Origin of the sequence: Bacillus cereus group sp. MG9 (genome assembly GCF_040459995.1) — a bacterium.
Classification (GTDB): domain Bacteria; phylum Bacillota; class Bacilli; order Bacillales; family Bacillaceae_G; genus Bacillus_A; species Bacillus_A mycoides.
On record NZ_JARVHC010000001.1, the window covers coordinates 1,323,119 to 1,337,479 of the forward strand.

Here is a 14,361-nt window from a genome sequence, read left to right on the forward strand (position 1 = left end):
TTGTGCTGCAGTTAGTTGCCACATTTTTCTTACTTGATGGAAGTAAATAGATTTTTTGAGTTTTCCTCGAACTGCTTTGCGAGTTCTAGTTGTTTGGACTTGAACTCTCCCAAAAAAACTTCTAACTGTTTTTGAACCTCTTCACGTTGCGACTGTTGTTGTTCGATAAAGTGTTTTGTTGTTTCTTCAAATTGGCCGCTAGTTTGAGTAAGAATAGACAAAGATGTTTTCGTAGGCGAAACAGTAAGTTGGTGCATTTGATTAGAAAGCTCATTCCACTTTTCTTGCCACTCGTTAATTTGATCATTTAAGGAGTTTCCAGTTAATTGCTTCACATAGTCTGTATATTGGTTATTGAACTGAGTAGTGAATTGGTGTAGTTCTTTTTCTAGTTCATCTACTCCTGATGTTAATTTATGCAAAGCGTCTTGTTGTTGTTTTAACGTTTCTAAAGTAAGTTGCTCTAATTGTTTCCCAGCTGAAGAGAAGAGGGAAAGAGATTGAGACCAGTTTTTCCAAAATGCATCGACTAATTCGTATGGCTTAGTTTCCATTGTTTGACCTCCAAATGTTTTTTTGCATATTGTGAACGCAGATTACTCTGCTGTACCACCAGGTGAAGATGAAGAATCCTTTTCATCCTTTTCTGGAGAAGTAGAAAATGGAAAGAATGCATTGGTGTATAACGTGAAAAACGTCCGCAACATATTTTGATAATGTTCAAAAGAAGTCGCACATGTTGTTAAATATTGCTCTCCATATTCTGTTAAAGAATAAATTCGTTTCGCTGGCCCGCCTTCGCTTGTATCCCAAGTAGAAGAAATAAGATTTTCTTTTTCTAATTTGCGTAGTGTCCTATACACATTACCTTGGTCAACAGAAGAAAAGCCGATGTCCATTAGCATTTGAATAAGTTTGTAACCATGAAGACTCCAGTCTTTTAGACAGAGAAGTAAGAAAGGAACTAAGAAGTTTTTTGGCATGGAGTTTGGTTGTTTCGCTTGGTTTTTTTCCAAACTTTCTGGGTGTTCTGGTTCATTATGTAGCATGATTGTGCATCACCTCATGAATCAGTTAGATGGAATTTTTTGCTTATAAGTGCAATTTACACCTATCTGTTTTTAATGTCAATACATTTGTTAGAAAATAAAGAAAAATAAAATATATACTTGAAGTTTTATTCGGAATATTAGAAAATAGTGAATAGGTTGAATTGTTTCAAAAACGAAAAAGGGAGTGTAGTCGAAGTGATTGATCAAAAATTCGATCCATTGCAAGCATGGAAAAATGCTTATGAACAAACCGAAACATTTTGGGGAAAAGCGCTCAATGAAACAATTAAAACAGAAGAATATTCTGCTTGGATGGGCAGCGTTCTAGATTTGAATTTGTTTTATCAAAAAGCATTAAATGATACGACAAAAAATTATTTAGAACAGGTGAATGTGCCGACGAGAGAGGATATCGCTAGAGTAGCTACGCTTGTTATTAACTTAGAAAATAAAGTTGATAACATCGAGGAAATTCTAGAAGAGAAAGTGGATTCATTAGGACAAGCTCCTACATTAAAGCGTGATGTTACGAAAGTAAAACAAGATATGCGCACGTTAGAAACGAAAGTTGATCAAATTTTAGAATTGCTAGAAAAGCAAAATGCAGTACTAGCTAAACTACAAGTACCTGTAAAAGAAGAAGTAAAGCCTGTAAATAAGCCAGAAAATAAAAAATGATAATGGCGTTTGTTTATAACGTGTAAAAGAGAGAGGGAGAATCTCTTTTCATGTATAAACAACGAAACATAATTAATATATGGACTCAATTAGTATGAGTACCAAAATGATTCATAACAATCGTTCACAAATTCATTTAAGGGGGAAAAGAAATGGTTCAATTAAATGGCAAAGTAGCAATCGTAACAGGTGGGGCAAAAGGAATTGGAAAAGCAATTACAGTAGCATTAGCACAAGAGGGAGCAAAAGTAGTTATTAACTATAACAGCAGTAAAGAAGCAGCTGAAAACTTAGTAAATGAATTAGGAAAAGAAGGACATGACGTTTATGCAGTTCAAGCGGATGTTTCTAAAGTAGAAGATGCAAACAGACTTGTAGAAGAAGCTGTGAATCATTTTGGTCAAGTTGATATTCTTGTTAATAATGCTGGTATTACAAGAGATCGTACATTCAAGAAGTTAAATCGTGAAGATTGGGAGCGCGTAATTGACGTGAACTTAAGCAGTGTATTTAATACGACAAGCGCGGTACTTCCATACATATCGGAAGCAGAAGAAGGAAGAATCATTAGTATTTCTTCTATTATTGGCCAAGCTGGTGGATTTGGACAAACAAACTACTCAGCAGCAAAAGCAGGTATGCTAGGATTTACAAAATCATTAGCGTTAGAACTTGCAAGAACAAATGTAACTGTAAACGCAATTTGCCCAGGATTTATTGATACTGAAATGGTAGCAGAAGTACCAGAAGAAGTGCGTCAAAAAATCGTTGCGAAAATCCCGAAAAAACGTTTTGGTCAAGCTGATGAAATTGCAAAAGGTGTAGTATATCTATGCCGTGACGGTGCGTATATCACAGGTCAGCAATTAAACATTAACGGCGGATTATACATGTAATGAAGTAAGAAAAAAGTGCATATCCATAGCAGGAATGCACTTCTTTTTTTAGAAAGAAATTGACCAAAAAGGAGATAGGAAAAATGACTACATTCGTAACGGAATGGGAAAAGCAATTGGAGTTGTACCCAGAAGAATATCGTAAAGCATATCGCCGTGTGAAAAGAGCGAGCGAAGTTTTATTACGCGAACCAGAACCACAAGTTGGTTTAACACCGAAAGAGGTTATTTGGACGAAGAATAAAACGAAGCTGTATCGTTACATTCCAAAACAAGAAAAAACACAGAGAGTTCCAATCTTATTAATATACGCTCTTATTAATAAACCGTATATTATGGATTTAACTCCAGGAAATAGTTTAGTGGAATATTTAGTAGATCGTGGTTTTGATGTGTATATGCTTGATTGGGGCACATTCGGTTTAGAAGATAGTCATTTGAAGTTTGATGATTTCGTGTTCGATTATATTGCAAAAGCAGTGAAAAAAGTAATGAGAACTGCAAAATCGGACGAGATTTCTTTACTTGGTTATTGCATGGGTGGAACGTTAACATCTATTTATGCAGCGCTTCATCCGGACATGCCAATTCGTAACTTGATTTTTATGACAAGTCCTTTTGATTTCTCTGAAACAGGATTATACGGTCCTTTATTAGATGAGAAATATTTCAATTTAGATAAAGCGGTTGATACATTCGGAAATATTCCGCCAGAAATGATTGATTTCGGAAATAAGATGTTAAAACCAATTACAAACTTTGTCGGTCCATATGTTGCTTTAGTCGATCGTTCAGAAAATGAGCGCTTCGTCGAAAGTTGGAAATTAGTTCAAAAGTGGGTAGGCGATGGTATTCCGTTCCCAGGTGAATCGTATAGACAATGGATTCGTGATTTTTATCAAAATAATAAATTAGTGAAGGGTGAACTCGTTATTCGCGGACAAAAGGTAGACCTTGCAAATATTAAGGCGAATGTCTTAAATATTTCTGCGAAACGTGATCACATTGCTCTGCCATGTCAAGTAGAAGCTTTACTTGATCATATTTCTAGCACAGATAAACAGTATGTATGTTTACCGACAGGACATATGTCTATTGTGTATGGTGGAACGGCTGTAAAGCAAACATATCCGACGGTTGGAAATTGGCTTGAAGAGCGTTCTAATTAAAGAGAAGAAATCCAACTAGCTTATGTTAGTTGGATTTTTTTATGGAAAATGACGAAACATAGGAAGGAGAAAATTACATGGTAGGAGTATAATATATGAAGCTTATGACTGGTAAGTTGTTTTGGAGTGCTGGAGTTTCTGTACCTTGTTATCCAACGTTAGAAAATGATATGATATGTGATGTACTAGTAATTGGAAGTGGAGAAGCAGGTGCTCATATAGCGTATTCGTTAGCTAAAATTGGAATGCGTGTTATGCTCATTGAAAAAAGAGCAATTGCATGTGGTAGCACAGCTGCAAATACAGGATTATTACAATTTGTTCATGATAAATCGTTGACCTCTCTTATTCATACATTTGGTGAAGAGAAAGGGGTACGAGCATATAGACTTTGTTATGAAGCGCTGCAAACAATGGAAAAGGTTGTGCCAACTCTCGATATTGATCCCCATTTTATTCCGCGAAATAGTTTGTATTATGCAAGTAGAGATGAGGATATTTCATTTTTACAAGAAGAATATAATACGTTACGCCATTATGGATTTCCGGTTGAATATTTTACAGAGTCTGATATTAAGAAACGTTATTCATTTACAAAACAAGCAGCGTTATATACAAGCGGTGATGCAGAAGTGAATCCGTATTTATTAGCGCATAGTCTTTTGCATAAAGCGAAACAAATGGGCGCTACTATATATGAACATACAGAGGCATTACATATTAAACAAATCCAAAATGATTTAATTTGTTACACGAAAACAGGAAATAAAATTGTAGCAAAGAATATTATTATGGCGACAGGTTATGAAGCAATTTTTGGAAAGAAAGAAAAAAATACAACAGTAGAAACGTCTTATGCCGTTGTGACAAATAAGATAGATTATTTTGAAGGCTGGCATGAGCAATCGTTAATTTGGGAAACAGCACGTCCGTATTTGTATAGTCGAACGTATCAAAACCGCATTGTTATAGGCGGATTAGATGAGGCGCTGAAAATTCAAAAAATCGGCGATACGAAATTATTGCATAAGCGTGATCTTCTTATTAACATTGTAAAAGAAATGTTCCCGCAGTATAAAAATATACGGGCAGAGTACTATTGGGCAGCAGCATTTGGTGGCAGTCATGACGGTCTTCCTATTTTAAAAGAAGATAAAAAAATACATAATTTATATTACGCACTGCCGTATGGGGGAAATGGAACTGTATACGGAATGGTATTTGCGAAACTATTTCAGCAGTTATTTACAAATGAAGAAAGTGATGATTTTTCTTTATTTAATCGATAGAAAAAAGGTAGCGAAGTGATGGAATGAGAGATATAAAAAAGTTTTTACAAAAGTTACGTCCCGTACAACTTATCGTTGTATTTTATTTACTAGCAGTAGTCGTATCGGTAATTTTGCTTAGTTTACCATTTGTTACGAAGCCTGAAGTGAAATGGACATTTATCGATGCACTATTTACATCTGTTAGTGCGGTAAGTGTTACGGGACTGTCTGTTGTTACGATTTCAGATACGTTTACAACGGCAGGAATTATTGTTTTAGCCCTTATTTTACAATTAGGCGGATTAGGAATTATGGCGCTTGGTACATTCGTCTGGATTATAACGGGGAAAAAGATTGGTTTGCAAAGAAGAAGATTAATTATGGCAGACCATAACCAAGGGAATTTATCGGGCCTTGTAGAATTGATGCGTTCTATTTTAATTGTAATTATTTCGATAGAACTCATTGGAGCAATACTGTTAGGTACAAGGTTCTTACTATATTTCCCGACTTGGCAAGAAGCTTATTTTCACGGTTTCTTTGCCGCTGTGAGCGCAACAACGAACGGAGGATTTGATTTAACAGGACAATCACTTATTCCGTACAAAAAAGATTATATTGTTCAAATGATTCATATGTTGCTTATTATTTTAGGAGCTATCGGTTTCCCAGTGTTAATGGAAGTAAAACAATTCCTTAGTAAAAGGCGACAACAACTATTTCGCTTTTCGTTATTTACAAAATTGACGACAACGACATTTTTTGTACTCGTTATTGTTGGAACAATTATGATTTTTCTATTAGAACGAAATCATTTTTTAGTAGGAAAGTCATGGCATGAAACTGTATTTTATACATTATTCCAATCTGTGACGACGCGAAGTGGAGGACTCGCTACAATGGACATACGTGAATTATCACAACCAACGCTTTTATTTATGAGTATATTAATGTTCATTGGGGCATCTCCAAGTTCAGTTGGGGGCGGAATACGTACAACAACATTTGCAGTTAGTATATTATCGTTATATACATTTGCAAGAGGCGGGAGAACAGTCCGAGTTTTCAAACGTCAGCTACATGAAGAGGACGTGTTGAAAGCGTCTGTCGTTATGACGATGGGGATTTTATTATGTGCCTCAGCGCTATTCATTTTATCTATTACGGAAAATGTACCGCTTATGAGCTTAATCGTTGAAGTTTGTTCTGCTTTCGGAACGACGGGACTATCAACAGGTGTTACTCCTGATTTAACAACTGTTGGTAAACTTGTACTTATTGTACTTATGTTTATCGGACGCGTCGGTATTTTGACATTTATTTTAGCTAGTGGTGGAAGAGAGCAACCAGCTCGCTATAAGTACCCGAAAGAGCGAATTATTATTGGATAGTATGAAACCATTCTACCTGCGTTAGGTAGAATGGTTTTTTTAGTCGTTAATTCCGAATTGGGGATGCATAAAAGCATCATTTTTATTATCAACTTCGTTTTTAAGTAATTCTTGATTTTCTTCTGCAATCCATCCGATATCATTTGTAGGATGGATCCATTCTTCCCCAGCCATAATGGCAGGATCTACCTCATCACTCCAATTATTAAGAGGACTTTTAGTGGAATCGTATTTACTGTCTCCAATTACAACATCATATTGATTTATAAAAGGTTGTTGCATCTTTTTGCCTGTGCCTTTAAAAGAAGGAAAGTTCATTTGATGAGGGAGCGTCTCGTCTAAAATTGGCGATTGTATCGTTTCTTTTTCTTTCAAAGTAATCGCTCCTTTTTGTAATGGCTTGTTCGTATGTAGTATTTCCATCTATAAGCTCTTATGTACTTGTTAACACTTCCCAGTAATAATTACTGTAAGTTGTTTCAAACTAGAATAGAAAGTTATTTCGTGAGAGCAGGTGAATATGTTGGTAAAAAGAAAAGTAAAACAAAATGCAGCAATTAATAATAATAAAACTCCGAAAGAAAGCTTACCAGATGCAGAATTTGCATTAGAGTATGAAGGAGAAAATAGTGCGAAGTATGCAAATCGTAATTCAAAAAAAGGTAAACAAAAGTGAGGCGTTTTTTACAAACGCCTCATTTTTTTGTGGGATTATAAAGGTTTTTTAAATTATTTGTAAATTTCACGTTTGATATTAGCAGAAAAATGCGAAAAAACATAGAAGTAGCAACGTATTACACAAAAACAAACAACAAACAAAAGATTAATGTTGGTTTAATACTGCTTTTACACTAGTTGTTTATATTAGAGTTGTACATAAGATTTGTAAAAGGAGAGAGAGACAGTGAAAAAAACAATCTTTAAAGCTGTAGCAACTGGAATGGTATTTTCGTTATTAATGGGGTGTGGTGCAAAGAAAGAAGAAAGTGCTGGAGCAAAAGTAAAAGATGATAAATTATCTGGATCATTAACTGTTTACACAGCGATTGAAGAAGAGCTTGTACCGATTTATCTTGATTCTTTTAAACAGAAGTACCCAGACGTGAAGTTGAACATTGTTCGTGATTCAACAGGAGTTATTACAGCGAAATTGCTAGCTGAAGGAAAAAATACACAAGCAGATGTTGTATGGGGAACTGCAGCGTCTAGTCTATTAGCTTTAGAGAAAAAAGATATGTTAAAAGGATACTCTCCAAAAGGAGCAGATCGTGTCCTTTCGCAATTTAAAGACGATAAGAAACCAGAAAAATGGGTAGGAAATACTGCATTTATGACGGGGATTGCTGTAAATAAAGAAGAATTGAAGAAGAAAAATTTACCGATGCCAGAATCATATGAAGATTTAACGAAACCAGAATATAAAGGAACGCTAGTTATGCCGCATCCGGCTTCTTCTGGAACAGGATTTTTAACAGTTTCTGCATGGCTACAAATTATGGGAGAAGATAAGGGCTGGGATTACATGAAGAAACTTCATGATAATATGGCAACTTATACTCATTCAGGTTCAAAACCAGCGAAATTAGCAGGCGCAGGTGAATATCCAGTTGGTGTATCAATGGTTTATAGTGCTTTGAAAGAGAAACAAAAAGGTGCACCAGTTGAAGTTGTACTGCCGAAAGAAGGATTAGGCTGGGAAGTAGAAGCGAACGCACTTATTAAGAAAGATAATGCTAAAAATGATAAATTAGCGCAAGCATTTTTAGATTGGGCAATTACAGATGATGTAATGAAGTTATACTTCGAGAAAAATGGATTTGCGACAATTAAAAATGATTATAAACTTCCAGATGGATTCCCTAAAGATGTGACAGAAAAGTTATATAAAAAGAATGACTTTAAATGGGCAGCAGAAAATCGTGACAAAATTTTAGAAAAATGGGAAAAAGAGTTTGGCCAAAAAGCAGAACCGAAAAAGTAAGTGAGTGGGAGAGAGAAAAATGAGCGAATATTTATCAATTCAACACATCCAAAAACAGTTTGATGCATTTACAGCGTTAAAGGATATTTCTTTTACTGTGAAAAAAAATGAGTTTGTTTGTTTATTAGGCCCAAGTGGTTGTGGGAAAACGACATTGCTCCGAATTTTAGCGGGGCTAGAAGAGGCAACAACAGGTAGTATTACTGTGAATGGAAAAGATATTACAGCATTACCACCTGGAAAGAGGAACTTCGGAATGGTTTTTCAATCGTATGCATTATTTCCGAATTTAACTGCACTTGAAAACATTGAATACGGCTTAAAAACAAAAAAATATGGAAAAGCAGAAGTAAAAGAAAAAGCGCTATCGGCGTTAGAACTTGTTGATTTGCTGAATGTAAAAGATAAATATCCTGCTCAAATGTCTGGTGGACAACAGCAGCGAGTAGCACTTGCACGTGCGCTCGCTCTGTCTCCCGATATTTTGTTACTTGATGAGCCGTTATCTGCTTTAGATGCAAAAGTGCGTGAAAAGTTGCGCAGAGAAATGCGTGATTTGCAAGAAAAAGTGGGAGTAACAACTATTATGGTAACGCATGATCAAGAAGAGGCATTAACGATGGCTGATAAAATTGTTGTAATGAATCATGCGGAAATTATGCAGATTGGAACACCAGAGGAGATTTATCAAAGACCAGCCAATCCGTTTGTGGCAGATTTTATTGGTTCTATTAATTTCTTTTCGAAAAATAACGAAGAACATGCGATTCGTCCTGAACATGTAACAGTTGTACAAAATAATGGTATTAAAACAGTTGTAGAAAGCATGGAATTTCGAGGTTCTGTATACCGGACGGAAGTGCGGGTCATAGAAGAGAAAACACATCTTTATAATGAGAAAATTGTAGTGGATATATTGGCATCAGAAGTAGAGGAAACTGCTATTAGAAAAGGAAAGCCAATTCAAATCTCTTTCTCAGAAAATCATATGTTGTCATATGGAAAGAAGGTCATTGTATAGATGGAGATGTTAGAAAACTTTAAGGCAGAAAGTACAAAAAAAAAGATTAAGAGACGTATCGGTAAAGAAGAGTGGATACAAAGACTATTAATTATTGGTATGCTTCTTTCATTTTTTATCATGCTTGTATTGCCTTTATTACAACTGTTTACACAAGCCTTTTATGATAAAGATGGAGCTTTTGTTGGTGTTGCGAATTTCAGTAAATATTTCACAACACCAACGCTAGTTCAATCACTACAAAATACGATATGGATTTCGGGCGCTACAACAATTATTTCGGTTACACTCGCTTTCGCTTACGCATATGTGATCGCTCGTACAAATGTTTTTGGAAAGCGCGTATTTCAATACATAGCATTATTACCATTATTCGCACCAACGATGATGCACGGTATTGCGCTTACATATTTATTTGGTAATCAAGGGTTAATAACAAAAGGAATGTTTGGTTTATTTGAAGGAATACAAATACCGTTATACGGACCAGTAGGAATTGTAATGGCTGAAGTTATGTATACATTTCCGCAGGCATTCCTTATTTTATTAATTGCTCTCCAAGGTTCTGATTATCGTTTATATGAAGCTTCTAATATGTTGGGTGCAAGTAAAGTGAAACAGTTTCTTACGGTTACTTTACCTAGTGTGAAATACGGATTAATTAGTGCGATGTTCGTTGTATTTACACTTAGTTTCACTGATTTTGGGGCACCTAAAATTGTTGGAGGACAATATAACGTACTTGCTACTGACGTATATAAGCAAGTAATTGGACAGCAAAATATGTCCATGGGCGCAACTGTCGGAATGATTTTATTGATCCCAGCTATTTTCGCATTTGCAGTTGATCGTATTACGCAAAGAAAACAGGCGAATCTCTTATCTTCAAAAGCAGTACCTTACAGAATAATAAATAATAAGAAAAGAGATGTTATTTCATTCGTATATTGTAGCGTAGTCACGTTTATGATCATTCTTTTATTTGTGGCAGTTGGTATTGCTGCAAGTGTGAAAGTATGGCCATATAATATGAGTTTTACACTTGAGCATTTTAATTTTTCAAGTTTGACAGGAGACGGAATTGAAGCATTTAAAAATAGTGTAATTGTCTCAGCTATTACGGCAGTTATCGGGGCGATTTTAACATTTGTGTTCGCTTATGCGATTGAAAAAATAGAACAGCTACAGTTTTTCAGAAAAGTAGGCTACTTGTTCTCTATTATACCGTTAGCGATTCCTGGATTAGTACTTGGATTAGGATATGTCTTTTTCTTTAGTCAACCAACAATTCAAATTCTAGGACTTTCAGTAACAAATCCGTTTCATTCCTTATATGGCACAATTGTTGTTTTAGTATTAGTAAATATCATTCATTTTTACTCTGTAACGTTTGTTACCGCAACGACTGCTTTAAAGAAACTGGACCGAGAGTTTGAACTTGTTTCACAGTCGATGAGCGTACCGTTTTATAAAACTTTCTTTAGAGTAACAGTACCGATGTGTTTACCCGCTATTTTAGAAATGGTTATGTACTATTTCGTAAATTCAATGGTGACTGTATCGGCAGTAGTGTTCTTATATGCGGCTGATTTTAAACTAGCTGCTGTATCAATTGTAAATATGGATGATGCAGGAAATGTAGCACCAGCAGCTGCAATGAGTGTACTTATTGTTGTTACAAATATTGTAGTGAGGGTTGTATATGAATGGGGAACGAAAGCACTTCGTAACCGAACGTCACAATGGCAAAAAAGATAAGTAAGAAGGGTGATGGATAGAATGAAAATTGAAGCAGTCATTTTTGATTGGGCAGGTACGACAGTTGATTACGGATGTTTTGCACCATTAGAAGTATTCATGAAGATTTTTCATAAACGCGGTGTTGAAATTACAGCAGAAGAAGCTCGTAAACCAATGGGGTTATTGAAGATTGATCATGTTAGGGTATTAACGGAAATGCCCCGTATTTCGAATGAGTGGAAGCGTGTCTTCGGACAATTACCAACAGAAGAAGATATTCATGAGATGTATGAAGAGTTTGAAGAAATTCTCTTTGCTATTTTACCGTACTATGCCACGCCAATTGATGGGGTAAAAGAAGTGGTTTCTTCACTACGTGAAAGAGGTATTAAAATTGGATCAACAACTGGTTATACGAGAGAAATGATGGACATTGTTGCAAAAGAAGCAGAAATACAAGGGTATAAACCTGATTTTCTTGTGACGCCAAATGATGTTCCAGCAGGTCGTCCATATCCGTGGATGTGTTATAAAAATGCGATGGAACTCTGTGTATACCCAATGAATCATATGATAAAAATTGGAGACACCGTGTCAGATATGAAAGAGGGCAGAAATGCTGGAATGTGGACAGTTGGCGTAATCCTCGGTAGTAGTGAGCTCGGTGTAACGGAAGAGGAAGTTGAGAATATGGATCCGTTAGAGCTTCGTGAAAAAATAGAAGTAGTTCGTAATCGTTTCATTGAAAATGGGGCTCATTTTACAATTGAAACGATGCAGGAGCTCGAAAACGTAATTGAACATATCGAGAAACAAGAACTTATTATTTCATAAAGGGGGGCACACGATCATGAATGAAAATCACTATTTATTATTAACACCAGGACCATTAACGACAACAAAAACTGTAAAAGAAGTTATGTTATACGATTGGTGTACGTGGGATGTTGAATATAACACTATGGTGCAAGATGTAAGAAATAGGCTTGTATCGTTAGCGACAAAGGAAGAAGAAAAGTACACAACAGTTTTAATGCAGGGAAGCGGTACGTTTGCGGTTGAAGCAGTAATTGGTTCTGTTATTCCTAGAAACGGAAAGCTGCTAGTTTGTACAAATGGTGCGTATGGTAAGCGGATTGTACAAATGGCAGAGATGTTACATATAGATGTGGTGGTCAGTCAAACAGAAGAGTGGGAGCCTACTAATATTGTAGAAGTAGAACAGTTATTACAACAAGATAAAGAGATTACGCATATTGTAGTTGTTCATTGTGAAACAACTACAGGTATTATTAATCCAATTGTAGACGTATGTAAATTGGGAAAAAAATATGGAAAAGTTACACTGGTTGACGCAATGAGTAGTTTCGGTGGTATTGAAATAGATATCGCTGAGTTGCAAATTGACTTTCTAATTAGTAGTGCGAATAAATGTATTCAAGGTGTTCCCGGATTCGGTTTTGTCATCGCAAATCGTGATGAACTATTGAAATGTAAAGGGCAAGCTCGTTCTTTATCATTAGATTTATATGATCAGTGGGAAACGATGGAAGAGCAAAATGGGAAATGGCGCTTTACTTCACCTACACATGTTGTACATGCTTTTTATCAGGCATTGCTTGAATTAGAAGAAGAAGGCGGGGTAAGAGCCCGTTACAATCGATATTATAGCAATCAAAAACTACTAGTGCACAAAATGAAAGAAATGGGCTTTAAGCCATTAGTAGATGAAAAATATCAATCTCCTATTATTACATCTTTCATTTATCCAGAAGCAGGATTTGAATTTTTGCAGCTATATAATGAATTAAAGCGATATGGATTTGTTATTTATCCAGGTAAAATTTCGAAAGTAGATACGTTCCGCATTGGAAATATCGGTGATGTACATGAAGACGATATTAATCGCTTAGTTGATAGTATTGCTAAAGGGGTTGTTATAGGGTGAAAGTATTTTGCTTAGGTGGAGCAGGTAAAATTTGTCGTGAAGCAATTTTAGATTTAGTTCAATTTTCATCTTTTGAGACGATTACGGTAGCCGATTTTAATGAAGAGGAAGGCCGAAAAGTAGTAGAGTGGTTAAATGATCCTCGTGTTGATTTTGTGAAAGTCGATGTGACAAATCATGAGGATACGGTCGCAAAAATGAAGGGCTATAACATTGTAATGGATGGTACGACGATAAAGTTAAATGGATTGTCTACTCGCTGTATCGCAGATGCCGGTTGTCACGGTGTGAACTTAAATGGATTTGGTGAAGAAAATGAATCCCACTCTAAATTTGTTCAACATGGAACAACATGTTTACCTGGGTTTGGTATGACACCAGGTGTAACGCAAATGATGGCCATGTATGCAGCAAATCAGTTAGATACTGTAGAGTCAGTTCGAGTAAGTCATGGCTCGTATCGTCCAATTGCTTTTTCTGCATCAATTACAGAGACAACGACATATGAATATGATCCACATTTGCCGACACGTACAGTGTATGAGGAAGGTGAATTTAAGCAAGTACCTCCGTTTGCGCGCCCGAGAGAAATTGAATTACCAGCACCTTACGGAAAAACAATGCAGTATATAATCCCGCATTCAGAAACGATTACGTTAGCGAAGGCACTGGAAGATAAAGGTGTACAGCTTATTGAAACAAGAGGAACTTGGCCAGAGCAAAATATGCAGCTCGTTCGTGCTTTATATGATTATGGTATATTGCGTAATGATCAAATTGAAATAAACGGTAAAGAAATTGGTATTATGGATTGTATTTCGAAGTATCTATTAAAATCGAAAGAAGGACAAGCAACAGAGCTTTATGGTTATGCACTTCATGTAGAAGTAGTAGGTATGAAAAATAATCAAGAACAAAGGCATGTGTTATACCATACGCATCCGCTATCTGACGGTTCTGTAGTAGGTTGGGAGAAATTAAGGGCCTATACAAGAAATGTTGGTATCCCATTTGGAATCGCTACAGAGTTAATTGCAAAAGGAGTAGTTAATAAAGTCGGTGTTATTACTCCTGAAGAAGCTTTCGAAAATCCACAAATTATTTTTGACGAACTAGAAAAGCGCGGTATTTATATTCATGAAGAGATTTTCACTGAAAAAGAAAATTATAACTTTGTATAAGTAAGACAGTTTATGAGGTAGATATAAATGGGG

15 protein-coding genes are annotated in these 14,361 nt (G+C 35.8%); 12 read left to right on the plus strand and 3 right to left on the minus strand.

The window, feature by feature from the left end; genetic code table 11:
• Positions 1-29: 29 nt before the first annotated feature.
• Both phaP and phaQ read right to left on the minus strand, forming a co-directional pair.
• Positions 30-554 carry a polyhydroxyalkanoic acid inclusion protein PhaP gene (phaP, locus tag QCI77_RS06740; protein WP_113770126.1) on the minus strand — a complete coding sequence of 175 codons (525 nt, stop codon included), beginning with the start codon at positions 552-554 and terminating at the stop codon, positions 30-32.
• Between the two features lie 42 nt (positions 555-596).
• On the minus strand, positions 597-1,049 hold the full coding sequence (phaQ, locus tag QCI77_RS06745; protein ID WP_000903018.1) for a poly-beta-hydroxybutyrate-responsive repressor: 453 nt from the start codon (positions 1,047-1,049) through the stop codon (positions 597-599).
• 198 nt (positions 1,050-1,247) lie between these two features.
• On the opposite strand from phaQ, the gene phaR reads away from it, so the two are divergent.
• From phaR to QCI77_RS06770, 5 genes are all read left to right on the plus strand, one after another.
• Positions 1,248-1,730: a polyhydroxyalkanoic acid synthase subunit PhaR gene (phaR, locus tag QCI77_RS06750; RefSeq protein WP_000566956.1), complete on the plus strand. Its 483-nt coding sequence runs from the start codon at positions 1,248-1,250 to the stop codon at positions 1,728-1,730.
• A gap of 152 nt (positions 1,731-1,882) precedes the next feature.
• Positions 1,883-2,626: an acetoacetyl-CoA reductase gene (locus QCI77_RS06755; RefSeq protein ID WP_002030515.1), complete on the plus strand. Its 744-nt coding sequence runs from the start codon at positions 1,883-1,885 to the stop codon at positions 2,624-2,626.
• Between the two features lie 83 nt (positions 2,627-2,709).
• Positions 2,710-3,795, plus strand: a complete 1,086-nt coding sequence (gene phaC, locus QCI77_RS06760) for a class III poly(R)-hydroxyalkanoic acid synthase subunit PhaC (RefSeq protein WP_000206840.1) — start codon at positions 2,710-2,712, stop codon at positions 3,793-3,795.
• A gap of 95 nt (positions 3,796-3,890) precedes the next feature.
• Positions 3,891-5,084, plus strand: a complete 1,194-nt coding sequence (locus QCI77_RS06765) for an NAD(P)/FAD-dependent oxidoreductase (protein ID WP_113770125.1) — start codon at positions 3,891-3,893, stop codon at positions 5,082-5,084.
• Between the two features lie 23 nt (positions 5,085-5,107).
• Complete coding sequence (locus QCI77_RS06770) at positions 5,108-6,457, plus strand: TrkH family potassium uptake protein (RefSeq protein WP_002011570.1); 1,350 nt, start codon at positions 5,108-5,110, stop codon at positions 6,455-6,457.
• Between the two features lie 39 nt (positions 6,458-6,496).
• Here QCI77_RS06770 and QCI77_RS06775 read toward each other — a convergent pair whose 3' ends face one another.
• Positions 6,497-6,880, minus strand: coding sequence for a DUF3905 domain-containing protein (locus QCI77_RS06775; RefSeq protein WP_113770124.1), 384 nt, complete (start codon positions 6,878-6,880; stop codon positions 6,497-6,499).
• Positions 6,881-6,977: 97 nt separating this feature from the next.
• On the opposite strand from QCI77_RS06775, the gene QCI77_RS06780 reads away from it, so the two are divergent.
• The 7 genes from QCI77_RS06780 to QCI77_RS06810 all read left to right on the plus strand — a co-directional run bounded on the left by QCI77_RS06780 (position 6,978) and on the right by QCI77_RS06810 (position 14,328).
• A complete protein-coding gene (locus QCI77_RS06780; protein WP_002011566.1) occupies positions 6,978-7,133 on the plus strand; it encodes a hypothetical protein in 156 nt (51 codons plus the stop codon).
• A 228-nt stretch (positions 7,134-7,361) separates the two neighbouring features.
• Positions 7,362-8,438, plus strand: coding sequence for a putative 2-aminoethylphosphonate ABC transporter substrate-binding protein (locus QCI77_RS06785; protein WP_002030507.1), 1,077 nt, complete (start codon positions 7,362-7,364; stop codon positions 8,436-8,438).
• 19 nt (positions 8,439-8,457) lie between these two features.
• Complete coding sequence (locus QCI77_RS06790) at positions 8,458-9,459, plus strand: putative 2-aminoethylphosphonate ABC transporter ATP-binding protein (RefSeq protein ID WP_113770123.1); 1,002 nt, start codon at positions 8,458-8,460, stop codon at positions 9,457-9,459.
• Positions 9,460-11,217 carry a putative 2-aminoethylphosphonate ABC transporter permease subunit gene (locus QCI77_RS06795; RefSeq protein WP_113770122.1) on the plus strand — a complete coding sequence of 586 codons (1,758 nt, stop codon included), beginning with the start codon at positions 9,460-9,462 and terminating at the stop codon, positions 11,215-11,217.
• Positions 11,218-11,238: 21 nt separating this feature from the next.
• Positions 11,239-12,033, plus strand: a complete 795-nt coding sequence (phnX, locus tag QCI77_RS06800) for a phosphonoacetaldehyde hydrolase (protein ID WP_113770121.1) — start codon at positions 11,239-11,241, stop codon at positions 12,031-12,033.
• 16 nt (positions 12,034-12,049) lie between these two features.
• Positions 12,050-13,147, plus strand: a complete 1,098-nt coding sequence (phnW, locus tag QCI77_RS06805) for a 2-aminoethylphosphonate--pyruvate transaminase (protein ID WP_113770120.1) — start codon at positions 12,050-12,052, stop codon at positions 13,145-13,147.
• Positions 13,144-14,328: a saccharopine dehydrogenase family protein gene (locus tag QCI77_RS06810; RefSeq protein WP_002126167.1), complete on the plus strand. Its 1,185-nt coding sequence runs from the start codon at positions 13,144-13,146 to the stop codon at positions 14,326-14,328. The genes phnW and QCI77_RS06810 overlap by 4 nt, the downstream gene beginning before the upstream one ends.
• Positions 14,329-14,361 lie beyond the last annotated feature (33 nt).